General features: G+C 59.4%; 14 protein-coding genes and 3 pseudogenes. 9 read left to right on the plus strand and 8 right to left on the minus strand.

What is annotated here, in order from left to right:
* Positions 1-382: 382 nt before the first annotated feature.
* The 5 genes from phoR to L0Y14_RS03925 form a co-directional block, all read right to left on the minus strand.
* A complete protein-coding gene (phoR, locus tag L0Y14_RS03905; protein WP_006475310.1) occupies positions 383-1738 on the minus strand; it encodes a phosphate regulon sensor histidine kinase PhoR in 1356 nt (451 codons plus the stop codon).
* A complete protein-coding gene (gene phoB, locus L0Y14_RS03910; protein ID WP_006475309.1) occupies positions 1735-2433 on the minus strand; it encodes a phosphate regulon transcriptional regulator PhoB in 699 nt (232 codons plus the stop codon). Before phoB ends, phoR begins: the two co-directional genes overlap by 4 nt.
* 124 nt (positions 2434-2557) lie before the next feature.
* Entirely contained in the window at positions 2558-4888 is a 2331-nt protein-coding gene (gene pbpC, locus L0Y14_RS03915) for a penicillin-binding protein 1C (protein WP_251859252.1), read from the minus strand.
* The gene (locus L0Y14_RS03920) at positions 4885-9717 is read right to left on the minus strand and encodes an alpha-2-macroglobulin family protein (protein WP_006475833.1); all 4833 of its coding nucleotides are present in this window, start codon (positions 9715-9717) and stop codon (positions 4885-4887) included. Before L0Y14_RS03920 ends, pbpC begins: the two co-directional genes overlap by 4 nt.
* Positions 9718-9808: 91 nt before the next feature.
* Complete coding sequence (locus L0Y14_RS03925) at positions 9809-10891, minus strand: alpha/beta fold hydrolase (protein WP_050799422.1); 1083 nt, start codon at positions 10889-10891, stop codon at positions 9809-9811.
* A 565-nt stretch (positions 10892-11456) separates the two neighbouring features.
* Between L0Y14_RS03925 and tnpA (L0Y14_RS03930) the strand changes: the two genes are divergently transcribed.
* The 3 genes and pseudogenes from tnpA (L0Y14_RS03930) to L0Y14_RS03935 all read left to right on the plus strand — a co-directional run.
* Complete coding sequence (gene tnpA / locus L0Y14_RS03930; protein ID WP_251859253.1) at positions 11457-11774, plus strand: IS66 family insertion sequence element accessory protein TnpA; 318 nt, start codon at positions 11457-11459, stop codon at positions 11772-11774.
* Positions 11771-11852: pseudogene (locus L0Y14_RS16590) on the plus strand (hypothetical protein); the annotation flags it as partial. The gene tnpA (L0Y14_RS03930) and the pseudogene L0Y14_RS16590, both read left to right, overlap by 4 nt.
* Positions 11853-11897: 45 nt before the next feature.
* A pseudogene (locus L0Y14_RS03935) lies at positions 11898-12149 on the plus strand (transposase domain-containing protein); the annotation flags it as partial.
* Between the two features lie 255 nt (positions 12150-12404).
* Here L0Y14_RS03935 and L0Y14_RS03940 read toward each other — a convergent pair.
* From L0Y14_RS03940 to L0Y14_RS03950, 3 genes are all read right to left on the minus strand, one after another.
* A complete protein-coding gene (locus L0Y14_RS03940) occupies positions 12405-12773 on the minus strand; it encodes a c-type cytochrome (RefSeq protein ID WP_050798794.1) in 369 nt (122 codons plus the stop codon).
* Positions 12774-12818: 45 nt separating this feature from the next.
* Positions 12819-13211 carry a hypothetical protein gene (locus tag L0Y14_RS03945; protein WP_139042190.1) on the minus strand — a complete coding sequence of 131 codons (393 nt, stop codon included), beginning with the start codon at positions 13209-13211 and terminating at the stop codon, positions 12819-12821.
* Positions 13212-13353: 142 nt separating this feature from the next.
* Entirely contained in the window at positions 13354-14640 is a 1287-nt protein-coding gene (locus L0Y14_RS03950) for a porin (RefSeq protein ID WP_251859254.1), read from the minus strand.
* A 693-nt stretch (positions 14641-15333) separates the two neighbouring features.
* Between L0Y14_RS03950 and tnpA (L0Y14_RS03955) the strand changes: the two genes are divergently transcribed.
* From tnpA (L0Y14_RS03955) to L0Y14_RS03970, 6 genes and pseudogenes are all read left to right on the plus strand, one after another.
* A complete protein-coding gene (gene tnpA, locus L0Y14_RS03955; RefSeq protein WP_010083125.1) occupies positions 15334-15651 on the plus strand; it encodes an IS66 family insertion sequence element accessory protein TnpA in 318 nt (105 codons plus the stop codon).
* The gene (gene tnpB, locus L0Y14_RS03960) at positions 15648-16013 is read left to right on the plus strand and encodes an IS66 family insertion sequence element accessory protein TnpB (RefSeq protein WP_251859255.1); all 366 of its coding nucleotides are present in this window, start codon (positions 15648-15650) and stop codon (positions 16011-16013) included. Before tnpA (L0Y14_RS03955) ends, tnpB begins: the two co-directional genes overlap by 4 nt.
* 13 nt (positions 16014-16026) lie before the next feature.
* Complete coding sequence (locus L0Y14_RS16595) at positions 16027-16179, plus strand: hypothetical protein (protein ID WP_240991766.1); 153 nt, start codon at positions 16027-16029, stop codon at positions 16177-16179.
* Between the two features lie 9 nt (positions 16180-16188).
* Positions 16189-16618, plus strand: a pseudogene (locus L0Y14_RS16600) (IS66 family transposase); the annotation flags it as partial.
* Positions 16619-16687: 69 nt separating this feature from the next.
* Positions 16688-16867 carry an IS66 family transposase gene (locus L0Y14_RS16605; protein WP_420887003.1) on the plus strand — a complete coding sequence of 60 codons (180 nt, stop codon included), beginning with the start codon at positions 16688-16690 and terminating at the stop codon, positions 16865-16867.
* 355 nt (positions 16868-17222) lie between these two features.
* On the plus strand, positions 17223-18101 hold the full coding sequence (locus L0Y14_RS03970; protein ID WP_006474595.1) for a TauD/TfdA family dioxygenase: 879 nt from the start codon (positions 17223-17225) through the stop codon (positions 18099-18101).
* Positions 18102-18213 lie beyond the last annotated feature (112 nt).

Raw genomic sequence — 18213 nt, forward strand, 5'->3', positions numbered from 1 at the left:
GAGATTATTGGATGGTTGTGTTACACAGGAATGAGCGCTTTATGACAGTTTTGTTACAAATCGCCTTGGGAGTGGCGGGATGCAAGCGTCGGGAAACACTCTATCTCTTCACGAAGCAGACTAAGGAGCCTCTGATCAAGTCACCCTTTTCAATGAATTTTCTGAGCTGTGAAAGCGCTCTGGTGTAGTTGCTCAGGCGTTGAATTCAGCGGATATCCTGTTCCAGCTTCATAATGAATACTTTTTGGTTTTGATATGGTCGTTAATATTTTGCTGACAAAACCATCTGTTTTTCAGTAACTCGTGCCAAAGCGGAGGAGTGATCCTGGTGATGCTCAGGTGACGGGGCTCGGAGGTTTGCGTAGACAGACTGCTTACAACATCACGAAGATTGGCGCGACCGGGTAGTTGGGTAAACTGATGCCTCGCCATGCCCCTCGGCTAGCACCCGCGAGGTGGGAAACAGACAGCTGAAGCGGCTGCCCTTGCCGGGCTCGCTCTCTACCTGCAACTCACCGCAGTGGCGAGTTAACACATGCTTGACGATGGCAAGGCCCAGGCCGGTGCCACCGCTGCGGCGTGAGCGTGCCACGTCCACCCGGTAGAAGCGCTCGGTCAAGCGGGGTATGTGCTCAGGGTCGATGCCGATGCCGCTATCGGTGACCGAGAAACAGGCGCCCTGTTCGGTGCGCTCCCAGCGCATTCGGATCAGCCCGCCGGCAGGGGTATAGCGGACTGCATTGAACACCAGGTTGGAGAAGGCGCTGTCGAGCTCCCGCTCCACGCCGAGCAAGCGATAGTCATCGACGATCTCCAGTTCGATGTGGTGGTGCTGATCGCCACTCAGCGCCTCAGCCTCGCTCTGTATGGTGGTGAGCAGCAGGGCCACATCCACCGGCTCGTCCCTCTGCGGCGCGTCCTCCCGCTCCAGGCGCGCCAGCAGCAGCAGATCCTCGACGATGCGTTGCATGCGTGTGGTCTGCTGGTACATCTGGTTGATGATGTGGCACCAGGGTGAGAATTCGGGATCTTCAGCGTCGTTCAGGGTCTCCAGGTAGCCGTGAATGACGGTCAGCGGGGTGCGCATCTCGTGGGATAGATTGGCCACGAAATCGCGGCGCACAATCTCCAATTGTTGCAGACGGGTCACATCCCGCGCCTGCAACAGGCGTTTGCCCTTGCCGTAGGGGACGATGCGCACCTCGAGGGTGCGTTTGTGGTCCAGCGGCCCCGGCATTTGCAACGGTTGGCTGTAATCACCCTGTGCCAGGTACTTCCGGAACATCGGGTCGGGGATCAGCTCTTCAAGTGAGCGGTCGCTACTCCGTTTCTTTCTGAAGCCGAATATCTTGCTGGCGGCACTGTTCCACCACTCCACCTGACCACGATCGTTCAGCACCACGGTGGCATCGGGCAGGGCGTTGGTGGATTGATGAAACCCACTGAGCATGCGGCTGAGTTTGCGTTTGCGTTTGCGCCCACGTTCACGCAGTGCCTCCACCGCATGCACGATCTCGCCCCACCCGCCCAGTGCCGACGGTGGCTCGTGGTGTTTTGGGTCGTCCAGCCACAGGCTCAAACGGTGGAGATTGTGCATGTGCCACAGCAGGTAAGAGACCAGACCGCACAGCAGCGCCAAGGCCGGGTGGTCGATCCAGACTCCCCAGGCAAACAGCAGCAACCCGACACAGACGACAAGGACAAACTCCCGGTAACGGCCTGCTCGATGAAGGCTCATTTTGTGGCGACCTGTCCAGAGAAGCGGTATCCAGCGCCACGTACCGTCTGTACCAGACGGTCTAGACCATGCGGCTCCAGAATCTTGCGCAGGCGTCGGATGTGTACATCCACAGTGCGCTCCTCAATGAACACGTTGGTGCCCCAGACGTTGTCGAGCAACCGTGAACGGCTGAACACCTTGTTCTGGTGAGTCATGAAGAAGTGCAGCAGGCGGAACTCGGTGGGACCGAGTTCGATCTCCTTCGAATCGGCGCTGACCCGATAGGAGGTCGGATCGAGCCGCAGCCCCGCCACCTCCACCGCCTCTTCAGTGGCGTGGGGTGCCACCCGGCGCAGGATCACCTTGATCCGGGCAATCAGTTCGCGGGGCGAAAAGGGCTTGGTCACATAGTCTTCCGCCCCCGATTCCAGACCCCGTACCTTATCGTCCTCTTCACCGCGGGCGGTGAGTACGATCACCGGAATCTCAGCGGTCAGGGAATCCCGCTTCAGCTCCTGGGTGAGTTCTACCCCGCTGGTGCCGGGCAGCATCCAGTCCATCAGGATCAGGTCCGGTATCTGCCGGGCCAGACAGGTGCGTGCCTGCCCGGCGTCTTCCGCCTCCATCGTCTCATAACCGGCCTGTCGCAACACAAAGCCGATCATCTCACGCACGGCGGTCTCGTCCTCGACGATGAGAATCTTTGTGGTCATGCTAAATATCCATTAGCTGTCTGATATTCAAACCTGGTATTAGACCGAATCGATGGTTACATTTTGATGACGTCTGGAACCCAGTATGGATGCTGGCATGCCAGCTCGCTCAGAGGCTCATTAATCACTCACCAATCAGAATCTCCACTTCCACCTGGTCGTTGTTGCCCTGCTCATCCAGAGCAAGGATACGGTTTTTTCCAGCCTGACTAAAACGGTAGGCGATGTCCTGTGAGGCGGGGAAGCGGCCGAGAAACTCACCGTTGACGTACCAGCTCACCTTGCCCTGAGCGCCAAGGCTCTTCAGCATGATCTGGGGTAGGGCATCACCGCCCGGTTGAGTCAGTTCGGCCTGGTGATTGGGGGAGATGATCTGCAATCCAGCGGCCCCGATCATACTGGCAGGTGGGCAACGAGAATCGGCGGCAGGCAGCTGACCCAACCGGGTCTGCCGAAAGGGCAGCCAGGGCTCCAGGGCAGGCGGCCAGAGGGCGAGCTGCAGTGGCTGTTTTTCCACCCCCGGGCAGCTGGAGGCAATCCGCTTCCCCTGGTCCTGACTCACCCAGAGCTTGAGCGGGTTGCTGTCCAGCCCCTGGTTGGGCGTGGGCGGGATTTGCCCGTCGAGGCTCCAGGCCGTCAGGTTGCGGTGGCAGTGCTGTTCCGGCTGCTGCTGCTTCAGGGTGCCGAGTGGCCAGCAGATCTGCACCTCGGCCACCGAGGGCGGTGCGCTGCTCCATGCCTCGTTCCCATCCGCCTGCAGGTTGGCAAGGCGGAACAGCAGTGGTGCCGCGGAGAGTGCGCCATAGTGTCCCGGTACCGGGGTGCCGTCGGGCCGCCCGAGCCAGACTCCGAGGCTGTAGCGGGGCGTCACCCCGACCGCCCAGGCGTCGCGAAAGCCGTAGCTGGTGCCGGTCTTCCAGGCCAGCCGGGTCTCGTCCCGCACCCGGTGGCCGCCGAGCCGGTCGGGCCGCGGAGTCTCGGCGAGTATCTGTCGTACGATCCAGGCCGCGCCGGGGGAGAGCAGAAAGCGCGTTGTATCCGGCTCGCCCAGCAGCAGGTGCAGGGGTTGCGTCTGACCATTGTTGGCGATGGCCAGATAGCCCTGCAGCAGCCGCTCCAGGGAGATGCCCGCGCCGCCCAAGATCAGCGCAGGATTGGGGCGGCCATCCCCCGGAATCGTCAATCCCAGGCCGGCGTTGGCCAGACGGTTGGCGAAGCTGCCTGGGCCGAGCTGCTCCAGCAGATTGACCGCCGGCACATTGAGCGACTGTTGCAGCGCTCGGCTGGCGTTCACTGGCCCCTCGTGGCCGCGGTGAAAGTTGGCCGGGCGATAGGCCTGGCGGTGGCGCGGCGCATCGCTCAGCAGCGAGGCGGAGTGGATCAGGCCATCGTCCAGCGCCATCCCATAGAGAAACGGTTTCAAAGTTGAGCCCGGTGAGCGGATCGCTCTCACCATGTCGACCTGGCCCAGACGTTTGTCGTCAAGAAAACCAGCCGAGCCGACATAGGCAAGCACCTCGGCGCTGCGGTTCTCCACCACCAGCAGCGCTACCGAGACCCCCGGCGGTTGCTGCTGTGCGTAGTTTTTCGCCAACTCCGCGATCATCGCCTGCAGTTCGCCATCCAGGGTGGTGCGGATCACCGCCTGCTGGGGGAATCGGTTGCGCAGGCGGCGCGCCAGCAGCGGTGCCAGCAGCGGCGGGCGAAAACTGTTGGCGTAGACCCGCTCCAGCTTTGCCTGCTGGACCACCGCCTGCGACCAGATACCCTGGCTGGCCAGCCGCTCCAATACCTTGTTGCGCGCTGCCTCGGCAGGTTCGGCGTGGCGGTCGGGGCGCAGCCGGCTGGGGGCCTGGGGGAGCACCGCCAGCAGCGCTGCCTCGGCGTGGGTCAGCTCGCTGGCGTCCTTCTGTAGATAGCTGAGGCTGGCTGCCTGCACCCCTTCCAGGGGGCCGCCAAAGGGGGCCAGCTGCAGATAGAGTTCGAGGATCTCCCGCTTGCTGAAGTGCCACTCCAGCTGCAGGGCGCGGAGTATCTGTGACAGTTTTCCGGAGAGGCTGCGGGGGTGGGGGTGGAGCAGCCGCGCCACCTGCATCGTCAGGGTGGAACCGCCGGAGACGATGCGCCCGCTGGCCAGATTCTGTGTCGCGGCGCGCAGCAGGGCGAAGGGATTGATCCCCGGATGCCAGTAGAACCAGCGGTCCTCGTAGCCGAGCAGTGCTTCGATATAGAGCGGCGAGATCTGCTCCATGTGCAGCGGATAGCGCCACACCCCGCGTGCATTGGGGAAGGTGCGCAGCGGGCGACCCTGCCGGTCCACCACCACCTGGGAGGGGGCATCGGTACCGAGCAGCTGGAGAGGATAGAACAGGTCGAGTGCCCACAACAGCAGGCCGCTGGCGAGCAGCAGTCCGGCCGACCACGCCAGCCAGGGCCTGCTGCCGCAGCCTCTCATGGTGCGTCGACCACCTCGAGTAGGCCACCCGACTCACCGATCGCGCGCAGCTCTGGGCGGTACATATCCTCCACCAGGGTTGGCGGTACCTGGTAGCGGCCGGGAGTGACCGCGCGGGCCAGGTAGAAGAGGTGGCTCGACCGGCCTTTGCGTAGATTGAGGGCGGCGACAAAGCGATCATCGCGATACTCCCTGTGCACGATCTGCGACTGCAGCATCAGCTCGCTCACCGGCCTGTTGTCGATCTTGATCTGGTCCAGTTGGATTGCATGTTTCAGGTTCTGGTTCTCCAGCTCCAGCCCGGCGGGCAGCAGCTCCACCAACAGCGCGTCGGGGATGCGCTGCTCAGCATCGAGCTGCAGGTGGACCAGCACCAGCTCGCCGGTTTTGATCTGCTTGAGGTCGATCGGCTTGCCATCGCGGGAGTAGTGGCTGCGTGCCACGCTGATACCTTGTGAGACAGGTTTCGGTGGCTGGTTGGGATAGCCGCTCAGCAGCAGGTCGCTGATCAGGGGAGCGTCGCTCCGATTCTCCAGGGTTATGCCGGCGCTGAGCTGATCGATCTCCAGACTGATCTGGTATGCGCCCGACTGCACCAGTTCCAGTAGCTCTTCACCAATACGCAGGCCCGCCTGCCAAGGGTTGTCGTCGGGCCGTTGCAGCGCCAGTGCGGCGAGGAACAGTGCGTTGCGCTCCTGGGTGCTGAGGTATTGGCGGGACAAGAGCTGATCGCGCAGGGTCCGGGTCATCCCGATCACCGGCTTGTCATGGATTTTGGCATCGGCGAGCAGGCTGATCATTAACGCTTGGTCGCGCAGCGGCGAACCGTAGTCGCCCAGATAGGCGCCGGGTTTCGGCGCACCGATCTCCAGCCCGCGGGTGATCGCTGCGGCACCGTTCTTGTGGTCCCCCTGGTTTTTCAGGGCGAGGCCGAGGTGGATCAGCGGCAAGCCCGATCTGGCGTACTGCGCCTGGCTGCGCCAGAGGCTGCGCAGGTGGCCAAGATTGGCGCGGTTGATGCGCGATAGCACGTAACCGGCGTAGGCGCGGTAGGCGAGGCGGTAGTGGTCGGGGGCATCGCTGTGGCGCTCGATGAGCATGCGGGACTGCTTCAGATACTGCTCCAGGCGTTCTACCACCCGTCGCAGAAACTCTGGCTCCACTGCAAGGCCCATCGCCTGGGCGCTGAGCAGAAAGTCTGCTACATAGGCGGTGAGCCAGTGCTCCTCCGGGCTGTGATTGTCCCACAGGCCGAAGCCACCGCTGCCGCGCTGCTGCGCCTGCAGCCGTTCGAACGCCTGCTCCAAATTCTGCTGGCGTTTATTGAGCTGCTCAGGATCGAGGCCGAAGCGGCGCAGGTTCTGCTCGTTGGCGTGTAGCCAGGGCCAGGCGCTGCTGGTGGTCTGTTCGAGACAGCCGTAGGGGTAGCGCAGCAGTGCCTCGACCTGATCCTCGATCTGCAGTGTGATGCGGTTGTCGAGGCTCAGCCGGGCGACCACTGTGGCCGGGCTGAAGGCGCTCAGAGCGGGCAGCGGCAGGGGGGCGTGCTCGCCCGGCTCCATGGTCAGGGAACGGCACTCCCGAATCGCAGGCCAGGCGGGCTGTACCGTCAGCTGCCAGTGGCGCTGGAATGGTTCGATCTGCTTGCCCTCAACCGCCAGGTGGATCTGCGCCAGGCCGAATCGGTCGCCCGCCTGCAGAGGGTAGCGAAGGGTCCGCTTCTCGCCGGCGGCCAGCAGCAGTCTCTCGAGCTCAGCGTTGAGGATGAGCGGGGCTGTGGCCTGTAGCTGCAGGCTCAATGGTTGTTCGGTGTCGGTGGTGTTGTGCAGGTCCAGCGCCAGGTTGCTCTGGTCGCCGCTGGCGAGAAAACGCGGCAGCGCCAGCTGGGTGACGACCGGTGCGGCGACCTGGATCTCCCGCTCGCCGCTGCCGAAGCGATCCTCACCGAAGGCCACCGCCATCAGCCGCAGCGTGCCGTTGAAGTCGGGCAGCTGCAGCTCGATCTGTGCCTCGCCCTGGGCATTCAATGAAACAGGGCCGTTGAACAGTGAGATGATCTTTACCTCGCTGCGGGGCATCTTGGCGTTGCCGCCCATGCCGTCGCCGCCAAAGCGTTGCCGGGCCAGTGGGTAGCGGTTGAGTTCGATCAGCCGGCCATGGACATCCCGGCTCTCGACCTGGAAGCGGCGCCGCTGGAACAAGCCAGCAAAAGGATCGGGGGTGGCGAAGTCGGTGATATTGAGCACCCCGACATCCACCGCTGCCAGGGTGGCGTGGAGCGGCTGGCTGTTGTCGATGCCTTGGGCCTTGAGGCGGACCGTCAGGGGCCGGTTGGGCTCCACCTTGTCGGGGCTTTGGATGCTGACCTCAAGCCGCCGTTCGCTGCGCTCCAGGGGCAGGTGCAGCAGGCCAATGGCGCGATTGGGCGTGATCAGCTGCTGGTCGGTTGCCGCCGGGCGCAGCGCCAGCACCGAGATGTAGAGGTCGTGGCGCTGCCAGGTCGGGTCGATGGGGATCTCGATCTGGCTGCCGGCCTTGCGTAACGGCAGGCTGGCTGACCAGAGTGGGCGCTCACTGCTCTCCACCAGCACCAGGCCCTGGCCGTCGTGGGGTGGCACGATGCGCAGCTGGGCCGTGTCGCCGGGGCGGTAGGCGGCCTGGTCCAGCGCCAGGCTGACCTTGTCGGGGCGTGTTGCCTGGCCGCTCTGTTGGCTCTGTTGCCAGTCGTGGTACCAGGTCTCTCCAGCAGTGAAGCGCAGGCTCGATCGGCGGCCGCTGGCTGGGTCGCTGATCTCCAGCCGGTAGCGGCCCCACTCCACCGGCAGTTCCAGCTTGCCATGCTCGCCTTCCGCCAGATCCAGTGTGGTATTGAGGACCGGATAGGCCTGCTCGGTGAACTCCGAATACCAGCCGCGGTCGCTGGAGTACTCCCAGAAGTATTGGCGCTCCTCGCGGATCAGGGTCGCCTCCAGGCCTTGGGCGGCGAGCAGCCGGCCGTCGGCGTCGGCCATCACGATCTCGAATGTGAGGCGGCTGTCGGCCGGAGGATTCTGTTCTTTGTCGAAGGGCGGGCGAATGCCGATCACTCCACCCGTGGGCCAGATCAGCTGGTCGTGGCGGCGGCTCACTGGTCGGCCTCCTGACTCGAACAGGCTGGCGGTGAGTGACAGGCGCAGCGGTGAGCGGCTATCTGCCCAGCGCGAGGGAATCTGCAGCCGGGCTTGGCCGCTGGCGTCGAGCTGCAGATCCTCCAGCTCAAAACGCTGGTTGTGTTGCTGCTCGTCCTGATCACCGAACTGGAAGCCGGGCAGGGTGGCGATGGGGTCGCGCCAGAGGGCGAGCTCGAGCTGGCTGCTGAGGCGGTTGCCGGCAGCGGGTGCGCCGTAGAGGTAGTCTCCTTGTACCTTGATCTCTATCGGTTCTGCCGGGCTGGTAGACTTGTCAGTTGCGGCCGAGAGGTCCAGTTTCATTCGTTCTGGCAGGAACTCCTCCACCTGGAAGCTGTAGCGGGCGGGCTCGCCGTCGGGCTTTTCCACCTGCAGCTGCCAGCGACCGGTCTTGGCGCTGGTGGGGATGTGAAATGCCTGCTGGTAGTAACCTGCCAGGGCATCTGAACGCCAACGCAGGCGTTTGACCTCCTGATCATCCGGGCCGCGGATGGTCGCCTTCAGCACAGGGGCGTTGTCGAAGCGGCCGTCCCGGTCGCGTAGCAGGCCGTTGAAGTGGATCGTTTCGCCGGGGCGGTAGAGGTCGCGCTCGCTATAGATGAAGAGCTGCTGGGCTTGGTCGGGCTGCTCACCTAGGTCGAAATCGGAGAGGTCAAGGGCCGGTCTGTTGAGCGCGAGCAGGGTCAGCTGGGCCTCCTTGTGGGCACGGATCAGCTCGATCTGGTCGAGAGCGTGGCTGAAGCTGGCCAGCCCCTCCGGCGAGGTGCGGCTGGTGGCGATCAGGTTGCCTTTGCGGTCGAGTGCCTCCAGGGTGACGCCGGCCAGCGGCTGCGCCTTGCCTAGGGAGTAGCTGTAGATGTCGAGCTGGTTATTGTAGCGGCGCGCGTGCAGGCCGATGTCGGTGATGGTGAAGTAGGCGGTCTCGGGATAGCTGGTGTAGCTGCCGGCGGGTTTCATCAGTGCTAGATAGAGGCCGGGCTCAGCCAGGGCCGGCTGGGCGCTGATGTCGATGCTGCGGCGGGCGCGGGTGTTGCGCGGCAGATCCAGGGTGAAGCGGCCGCTGTGGACCAGCTCGGTCCAGTCGGCGAGCTTCTCGAACAGGCTGTAACGGTAGCGCGACTGCAGCTGCCGCCAGACTTCCAGTAGGCTCGCCTCGCGTACCCGGTGGAAGGTGATGTCGACCGCATCCACGTTGACCGCGACGATCGGCAGGCCGCTGCCCTTGTGAGGCAGCAGCAGCGAACCCTGGCTATCGAAGCTGGCGGCGGGCTGCAGCTGCCGGGTCTTCAGGCTGGCGGGGTGGTTCTGCGCCAGTTGTGATCCATTCGCTGCCTGCAGTTTGCGGTAGATGGTCAGGCGGTAGTCGGTCTCTGGTTCGGTGTCGGGGAAGCAGGCGCGTCGGCCATCCTTCGAGAGCACCCAGGCCCCCTCCACCAAGCCCTGATCGGTGGTGAGATTGAAGTAGGGCTGGATATTGGTGCTGGGGTCGAGGGGCTGGCTGAACAGGGCACAGATCTGGTTCTTGCCCTCGATGGCGCGTTCCGAGACGTCGAGTACCTGCAGCGCTTCAGCAGCCTGCAGTGGCAGGCTGGCCGCCACTAGCCAGAGGCCGAGCAGCAGCAGGGACAAGGGTTTCGAGAGCGGGTGGTGATGACCCCACATGGCCATTCTCCTTAGGTCGTTCTTGTCACCCAACTATGTCAGGGGATGATGGCAGGGCAGTGGCAGATCCTGACAGAAACAGGCAGCTTGTTCACGGCTCTTTTATCGCTTCTTCAACAGTGGGGGTGAGCAGCTGTAGGATCAGCGGGATCGCCGGTGGTACGCGTTGGCTCTCGGTGGAGATGTTGCGGATGATCGAGAGGTGAGTGCCGCTGACGGTGTGGAACTCCGCTCCGGGCAGGCGGGCGGAGTTGAGGCTGACCAGGCCATCGCCGAGGATCGCCAGCGCCGCTTCGATCTGCTCGAACAGCTGCAGCAGGGCCACCTCTGTGCCTTCGGGCAGGGTCTCCCGGTGGTTTGCAATGGCGGTCTGCAGACGCTGTTTATCGATCTGGCCGAGTTGGCCGGCGATCACCATTATGCGGGTGTCGGGGGGTGCTGGGCGGCTGTTCAGCTGAGTAAGAAACGGACTGCCGGGAGTCAGGTCGAGGCCCGCCTCGCCAGCACCGTCGAAGATCGCGTTGAGCCAGCCGAACTCGCCGTTGGGGATCTCGGCAAACTGGTCGCGCAGCTCGGCAAAGAAGCGCAGCCGTGCCAGCTCTGAGCCCTGGTTGGGGGTGCCGACCAGGATCAGCTGGCTGACCTGAGGGATATTCTTGTCTGTCAGCCACTCGGGACGACTCAGCAGATCACGGCTGACTAGTCCGCCCATGCTGTGGGCGATGATGGTGATCGAGCTGACGCCCTGCTGTTGCAGCCACTGCAGCTGTTGGTGAAACAGCTCGGCTGAGTCGCTGATCGGCTGGTCGTCCGGATAGTTCATCAGCCAGATGCTGAAGCCTGTTTTGGCCAGTGTCGGCGCCAGATTCATCCAGATCTTGCCTGGGTCATCGAGACCGTGGATCAACACTACCTGGGGGCGGGATAGATTGAGCGGACGCCCGGCGGGGAAGGGTTTCAGGCCGTAGTGTGCGTTTGCCTCGGCAGCCTGTTGCGGAAAGCGCTGCTCGATAGTGTGGCGCAGCTGACTGCGGATCTGCCGTTCCTGCTCGCTGAAGTGGGGGCGCAGCAGTTGCCAGGCGACGATGGTGATGATCCAGAGGATGAGCAGTCGCAACAGGATTTTGCGTCGGCGTCGGCGGCGGCGTTGGGCGGCGGGAGGGGGCTTGTCCATTTCTAGACTCTACTACAGCCTATCGGGAAATGGGCTCAAATCTACGGCGTGTGCACTTCGATTATTAGAAATCTGGGGTCAGAGTAAACACTCCTGCTTTCCTATCTTGTTGTTATTCTGAAACTTGGTTTTTGGTCCTGGTTTCAATGGCGTGACCCTGCGTCTTGTCAGTCTTTCAACTTTATTTCTGAAATGGCCATTTCCCAAGGGAGCCTCTGATCAAGTCATGCAGTCGTTCGCAATAGCCAGCTATCCCCGACAGGGGTGTAGGGGAGGCGCGTGAGCAGGGAGCGGTAGCTTTACGTGTGATTTGTGCCTTGAATCTGAATATTCTGAATCACAATCGACTTCGTCCAGACTAAATCAGAGGCTCCCAAGGTAAGTCATTTATTGAACGACTCGCGAATATTTTTAATTAGATCTGCATCAATCTGTCCTTCAAATATCCGGCGATATGCTTCAGCACGCTCTTGTTTAGTTTGTAAGCGCCCAAGAAGCGGCACCTGTTTTCGGAGCAGGTGCTGCCGCAGACTTTCTCCTGACCGATCACCACACAGGAGAGAGCATGACGACTTCCAACTCCAACGACAGTAGCCTGTACTGGCAACAGCATGTGGCCGCCTGGCAAGACTCAGGCCTGACGCAGAGGGCCTACTGCGCCCAACGGTGGCTCAGTTACCCGAGCTTCGGCTACTGGGCGCGCAAGTTGCGCCGCACAGATAAGCCGATGGTGCAACCCAGGGCGAAGGGCTTCGTACCGGTCACCCTCGCAGCACCGGTGGTCTCTGGCCTGAGCCTGGTGCTACCCGACGGCCTGGAGATCCGCGGCATCGGGCCAGACAATGTCTCGATGGCCCGGCAATTGCTGGGGTGCCTGGCATGAGCTACCGGCTGCGTCCGGTCCATCCCTTGGGCAAATGCCAGGCCAGCGTCCAGCTACTGGCCTGGCTCCTGGTGGCCAAATATGCCGATGCCCTGCCGCTGTACCGGCTCGAGGGCATCCTCAAAGGACAGCCTGACCTACAAGGCCATGCAATACACCCTGAACCAGTGGGAACGGCTGACAGGCTACTGCGCAGATGGACGGCTGACTATCAGCAACGCCCTGGCGGAGAATGCCATCCGACCCTTTGCCATCGGCTGCCTCGAGCCCTTCGCCTACCTGCACTACGTGTTGCAGCATATCGGGGCGGCGGAGACAGTTGAGCAGATCGAGGCGCTGTTACCCTGGAACGCCAAGCTCAAAGCCGCGCAATAGGGCTGATACTCGGGCGGTTACTGAATTACAGTTATTAACTCGGCAACCAAAAGGCGTCCTGGCCTTTAGTTGCCGTCGACCGGCCGACATATCCTTGTGCCAGCATTAACCCGGCCACTATTCAGTTACCGGGTTAATAGCCTGCGGCATCCTGCCGAACTATTACTCATTATCAGGGTGGTCAGCAAAGCTCAAGTGCCTGATAATTCCGTGTTGACTCCTCACTTCGCCTCAGGCACAAAGGCAACAGAGGGGTCAGTCCGGCACATTGGCAGCTACGACCGTGCCAGTGTTCAATCCGAGAACCCAGTCCAGTATAGTCGTTGCTACCTCGTCCGTAACTTTCTTGTTGGGAGGCATGGGGACCGAACCCCAGGCGCCCTTGCCGCCTTTTTTAATTTTTTCAACAAGATCAGCTACCGCACTCGGATCTCCTTCATATCTAGCCGCCACTGCCTTGTATGCGGGACCAACCCGTTTTTTATCCACACTGTGGCACACCAGGCAATTATATTTCTTTGCCAATGCAGCTCCATCCGCCAGCGCTGCAGACGGCGCCACACCCAAGCCGATGACAGCACTAACTGAAAAAGCCAGTAGCATTTTTTTTTGTATATGTATCATCTAAGTCTCCTCCAAGGAGTTAATGAGAGGCGTTTAACGATCCATTCAGAGTTCGTCTAAGATACGATCCCGTATCTCACTCGCCTCCTGTTTCGTGATCAAACCCTTTTCTCGCAGCTCAATAACACGACGCAACCGCATTTCAAAAAAAGGGGAGGCTTTTTCAACCGTTTTGCCAGATTGTTGTATTGCAGTAGATTCTGGCAACTTCGGCTGATAATCAGAAGGCATAATCGAGGGTTCCACTTCGTTACATTCCAATCTGGCGTGAACCCCCTTAGCGATCTCTTGTGTTCCCACTCGCAGCCGCTGTGTGGCACACCCAACCTTGCGCACTTCAACCGTACCGTACAGCGGGTGTTTCTCCCGTGGATAGACAATCGGAAAGACCTTGCCTTGCTCTAGAATGAGCGGGGTAACGCCCACTCTTGTGTTCATGACATACACCTCCGCCCCCGTAGGCTCGGAAGTAATGTCAAGCATTCCCGGGCGTTCACCCAAGGATGAGCACCCGGAAATAACCACTATGGGCAAGCATGCAACCAGGACAAATAGCCCATTATTCATAGCTGAACTCCGATCAGAATCCGCTGAACAGCATCAAGGTTGTTTGCTGATCGCCCGCATCCTGCGGAGTGTCATATTTACTCCCGCTCCGTAGTACGTGGTTGAGTTGCAACTGTACATTTTGCGCAAAATTGTAGGTGCCACCTATTGTCACTGCATTGTCGGTATCAGCACCCGTATCCGCATGTCGATACCCAAGTATAATTGTCGCCTTATTTGGTATCACACCATATTGGCCATGGATGGACCATGCCGTTTTCCTGTTTGCGCTAGCATTGAAATGCGAATTACTAGGAACACTCCCATATGCAGCATAAGCGCCTAATGGCTTACCCAGAAATTCGCCCTGCAATTGGCCATCAATAGACCATCCCTTTATATCTTTCTCTTCAATGATATTACCGCCAGTGTCATTCTTTGACTTACCGAAATAGTATTGGAATCCAAGTCCAGAATCCCAGTCACCCAATTGAGGCGTCAGCGCCCCACGAACATAGGTGGCCAGACCCTCTGGACTGAAATTGCTCCAATCGGGGGACCAAAATGTCACATTGAGGAAGCCAGACTCCTTCACGGCTGCAAATGTGATACCTTCTGCAGCCCCATACCCAAGGCCAAGATATTGCTGCGCCATCAATGACTTGCGATCCTCTCCCACTCGCTGACTGCGCAATGCTCCCGTATTCAGCAACTCAAGGCCAAACCCTGCACCCAAGGCGTCCGTTATGAACGGGACAACCAGCAGGTCAGTATCTTCGCCTGCCTTGAAGTTGAACGGCATTTTAAAGGAGAGGAAATTACTGCCTTCTGTGCCGTGCAAGGAGAGTTCGGTTAGAAAACCAATGTTTTCACTTACTCGGCCTCCCAGAAACAGGGCGGCCTCGTCAGGTAGCTGGAGCTCACCCACATTGGTTGCATAGGCACCCTCTTTGCCTTCGATGGTCGCACCGCTTTCTATCAACCTCGCATTGTCTCCATTCGTTTTCTGATAGCGAAACTTGGTAATCAACGAGGCATTAAGAACGGCTGGTAGAGACAAATTATCATCCTCCACCAATTCCTGCGCACCTGATTGAGTATATCCAGCCGCTTTGAATGAACGGCCAAATTGATTGAGCGCCGGATAACTACCCTGGAAGTGACAAGAATTACAGGCCATACCAGTCTGGCGCGCAAAGGCGGGAACCGCCTGGCTTTCAGTCCACACACCAAGACCCAGCGTTCCAATGACTAATGCAACCGCAGTAGCTTGCGTTGATTTTGTTTTTTCTGACGCAAAAATCTGAGCTGACTTCTTCATTATTTCCCCTTAGTAAAACGATATATGATTTTTGTTGATGTTAGCGAAAGACAATGACTGGACTTTTCGGCACCCCCCCTATAATCGGCAACAAGATTTATCTCAGGCCGGAGATGTACAAATTCGCCCCGAACCTTTCAGGCAAGCCCCTCAATTACAGTGCTTGATAGGAATTTCTTTTTCTTTGCTTTGTTTTTGTGACGGCTTTCGCTAACTGCGTAAAAAAACCTTGCAACATTATTTTTCTTGCTTATTCAAGGTGTTGAGATCACAGGCGCACCCTAAAAATAGCGCCCCTGTCTTGCCTAAGGCAGAGTGCAAATATTTTAGTGCTTTATCTTTTAAAAATGTGACAGGCTTCACGCGCGACTGAAATTATCAAAAGAAATACCCGGTTTCAAGAAAAAATACATAAATACCCGGCTTCAAGAAAAAAACATATAAAAATCAATTGCTGTAATGATATCTGTCAGTCGCCGCAAAGATATTTTGATATGGCAAGGCTTTTCCGGACAAAAAATCACGCAGCTTTTCGGTTTTCTTTCTCATAGCCCAATGGCGTCTGATAGCCGATAGTTGAGTGGCGTCTCTGGCGGTTATAGAACACCTGTAAGTGCCCAAGAAGCGGCACCTGTTTTCGGAGCAGGTGCTGCCGCAGACTTTCTCCTGACCGATCACCACACAGGAGAGAGCATGACGACTTCCAACTCCAACGACAGTAGCCTGTACTGGCAACAGCATGTGGCCGCCTGGCAAGACTCAGGCCTGACGCAGAGGGCCTACTGCGCCCAACGGTGGCTCAGTTACCCGAGCTTCGGCTACTGGGCGCGCAAGTTGCGCCGCACAGATAAGCCGATGGTGCAACCCAGGGCGAAGGGCTTCGTACCGGTCACCCTCGCAGCACCGGTGGTCTCTGGCCTGAGCCTGGTGCTACCCGACGGCCTGGAGATCCGCAGCATCGGGCCAGACAATGTCTCGATGGTCCGGCAATTGCTGGGGTGCCTGGCATGAGCTACCGGCTGCGTCCGCACCCACAGATGCCGCGGATCTATCTGCACCGGGAGCCTGTGGACTTCCGCAAGAGCTTCCGCGGGCTGGCCGCGATCGTCGAGCAGGAACTGGAGCACAACCCCTTCGAGGGTGCGCTGTATGCCTTCAGCAACCGGCAGTGGGACAAGATCAAGCTGCTGTACTGGGAAGACAATGGCTTCGTGCTCTACTGCAAGAGCCTGGCCGAGGAGCGGTTCCATTGGCCTGCCTCGGGAGACGAGGTGGTGCCCCTGGATGGCCAGCAGATCAACTGGCTGCTCGACGGTTATGATCTTGCCGCCATGAAAGGCCATCGAAAGCTGCATTACGAGGCGACTTTCTGAAGACGGGGTGGGTGTGTCGAAGGTAGAATATGGCCCCATGAAAAAGGCGCGGGCAACCGATCCAACCACTCTCCCCACAGTGTCCCTCACCGTCCCCGATCTGCTCCGCGTCATCCAGACGAAAGACCGGTTGCTGGTCGAGCGCGAAGCCCTGATCAAGGAATAGCAGAAGCTGTTGCGCCTGGCGCGGCTACGCCGCTTTGGCGCCAGCAGCGAGAGGCTGTCCTTCCAGGGCACGCTCTTCGACGAGGCCGAACTCGAGGTCTCGCTCGAAGAGGTCGAGACACAGCTGCCCGAAGAAGAGAAAAGGCCCGCCGGCAAGCCACGTCAGGCCGATGGCTACTCCGAGCGCCTGCCGCGCATCCAGGTGTATCTCTCCCTGAGCGAGGAAGAGAAGGCCGGTGCCAGCAAGACCTTCTACACCAAGGTCAAGGAAGAACTGGACATCGTCCCGGCCCAGGCCCGGGGCATCGAATATTGGCAGGAGAAGGCGGTGTTCAAGGATTCCGAGGGGGGCTCCCAGGTCAAGGCGGCGGTCCGTCCGGTCCATCCCTTGGGCAAATGCCAGGCCAGCGTCCAGCTACTGGCCTGGCTCCTGGTGGCCAAATATGCCGATGCCCTGCCGCTGTACCGGCTCGAGGGCATCCTCAAAGGACAGCCTGACCTACAAGGCCATGCAATACACCCTGAACCAGTGGGAACGGCTGACAGGCTACTGCGCAGATGGACGGCTGACTATCAGCAACGCCCTGGCGGAGAATGCCATCCGACCCTTTGCCATCGGCTGCCTCGAGCCCTTCGCCTACCTGCACTACGTGTTGCAGCATATCGGGGCGGCGGAGACAGTTGAGTAGATCGAGGCGCTGTTACCCTGGAACGCCAAGCTCAAAGCCGCGCAATAGGGCTGATACTCGGGCGGTTACTTTAGTTGTGTCACATCACCTCTGACGCTGACGCAAAAAAGGCTTGTCGATTATTTCCCCGCTGGATGATGTGTTGAGGAATGTCGGACGGGCAGATTCTAAATAATCTTGCCATCAGATCATTCTTGGTCTGAATAAACTTAGACTAATGCTAGCTTTAAATTTTTGGGTGAGATCTCGTTTTACTCTAATTCCAAATTTCCCATGAATTGACTTGCATCATGATCGGACATAGTGGACGCATAGTACGCTCCACCGTTTTTTGTCAACATCAAATGATACAATTATGAACAACACTCCATTTGACCTGGATAATGATACCGCCTACCAGGCATGGCGCGAGCAAAAGCTTGCCGATGCTCCGCAAGAACTCGGCGACTTGGTGGTCGAAATAGATGATCCGCGCACACTGTCGACTGCGGAGCATGATGCCCTGATGCAGCGCTGCCGCAAGGCCAATATGGCAATCTATGTCAGCAAACTTGGCGACATATCGGGCACCGATATACCGCGCGGCTTCGGCAGTCACTTCGGGCTAGAACACCTCGATCACAACCGTGGCGCCGAAGAGGACGCAGTCACCGCGCTTACAGTGCAGGACGATGCCCTGCATTCACCCTACATTCCCTATTCTAACCGTGCCATCCATTGGCACACCGATGGCTATTACAATCGTCTGGACCTGCAGGATCACGCCCTGCTGCTGCACTGCGTTCGCCCAGCCATGAGTGGTGGTGAGAACGCCCTGATGGATCACGAAATCGCCTACCTGCTGATGCGTGATGCCAATCCGGACTATGTACGCGCCCTGATGCAGGAAGATGCCATGATGATCCCCAAGAATGTGGTCGACGGAATGGAGTTGCGTCCTGATCGCACTGGACCGGTTTTTATGGTGGCGGCCGACGGACATCTGCACATGCGCTATACCATGCGCAGAAGAAACGTGGCGTGGAAAGATGACCCGTTAGTCAAGGAGGCGGTGAGTTGGCTGGAAAACCTGCTCAACGGGGATTCCCCTTATATCTATCGCGGTACTCTGCAATCGGGCTGGGGCCTGCTTAGCAACAATGTGTTACACGACCGTTCCGGTTTTGAAGACGATGATGATCCTGCAAAAAAACGTTTGCTCTATCGTGCTCGCTACTTCGACCGTATTCGCTAAAATTTGTCCACGATGTCTTGGTGGGATATTAGGGGTCAGAGTAAAAACAGCAGTCTTTACTCTGACCCCAATTGTTCCAAATAGGCTTAACTTAGTGCCATTCTAGTTTGCC

It is taken from the genome of Candidatus Endoriftia persephonae (assembly GCF_023733635.1).
Taxonomy (GTDB): Bacteria; Pseudomonadota; Gammaproteobacteria; order Chromatiales; family Chromatiaceae; genus Endoriftia; species Endoriftia persephonae.

Excerpts from the sequence above, each read along its gene's own strand:
- phoB (WP_006475309.1), bottom strand. The coding sequence starts at position 2,433 with ATGACCACAAAGATTCTCATCGTCGAGGACGAGACCGCCGTGCGTGAG.
- L0Y14_RS03950 (WP_251859254.1), bottom strand. The coding sequence starts at position 14,640 with ATGAAGAAGTCAGCTCAGATTTTTGCGTCAGAAAAAACAAAATCAACG.
- tnpB (WP_251859255.1), top strand. The coding sequence starts at position 15,648 with ATGAGCTACCGGCTGCGTCCGCACCCACAGATGCCGCGGATCTATCTG.
- L0Y14_RS03945 (WP_139042190.1), bottom strand. The coding sequence starts at position 13,211 with ATGAACACAAGAGTGGGCGTTACCCCGCTCATTCTAGAGCAAGGCAAG.
- tnpA (WP_010083125.1), top strand. The coding sequence starts at position 15,334 with ATGACGACTTCCAACTCCAACGACAGTAGCCTGTACTGGCAACAGCAT.
- L0Y14_RS16605 (WP_420887003.1), top strand. The coding sequence starts at position 16,688 with ATGCAATACACCCTGAACCAGTGGGAACGGCTGACAGGCTACTGCGCA.
- L0Y14_RS03940 (WP_050798794.1), bottom strand. The coding sequence starts at position 12,773 with ATGATACATATACAAAAAAAAATGCTACTGGCTTTTTCAGTTAGTGCT.
- L0Y14_RS03925 (WP_050799422.1), bottom strand. The coding sequence starts at position 10,891 with ATGGACAAGCCCCCTCCCGCCGCCCAACGCCGCCGCCGACGCCGACGC.
- pbpC (WP_251859252.1), bottom strand. The coding sequence starts at position 4,888 with ATGAGAGGCTGCGGCAGCAGGCCCTGGCTGGCGTGGTCGGCCGGACTG.
- L0Y14_RS03920 (WP_006475833.1), bottom strand. The coding sequence starts at position 9,717 with ATGTGGGGTCATCACCACCCGCTCTCGAAACCCTTGTCCCTGCTGCTG.
- tnpA (WP_251859253.1), top strand. The coding sequence starts at position 11,457 with ATGACGACTTCCAACTCCAACGACAGTAGCCTGTACTGGCAACAGCAT.
- L0Y14_RS03970 (WP_006474595.1), top strand. The coding sequence starts at position 17,223 with ATGAACAACACTCCATTTGACCTGGATAATGATACCGCCTACCAGGCA.
- phoR (WP_006475310.1), bottom strand. The coding sequence starts at position 1,738 with ATGAGCCTTCATCGAGCAGGCCGTTACCGGGAGTTTGTCCTTGTCGTC.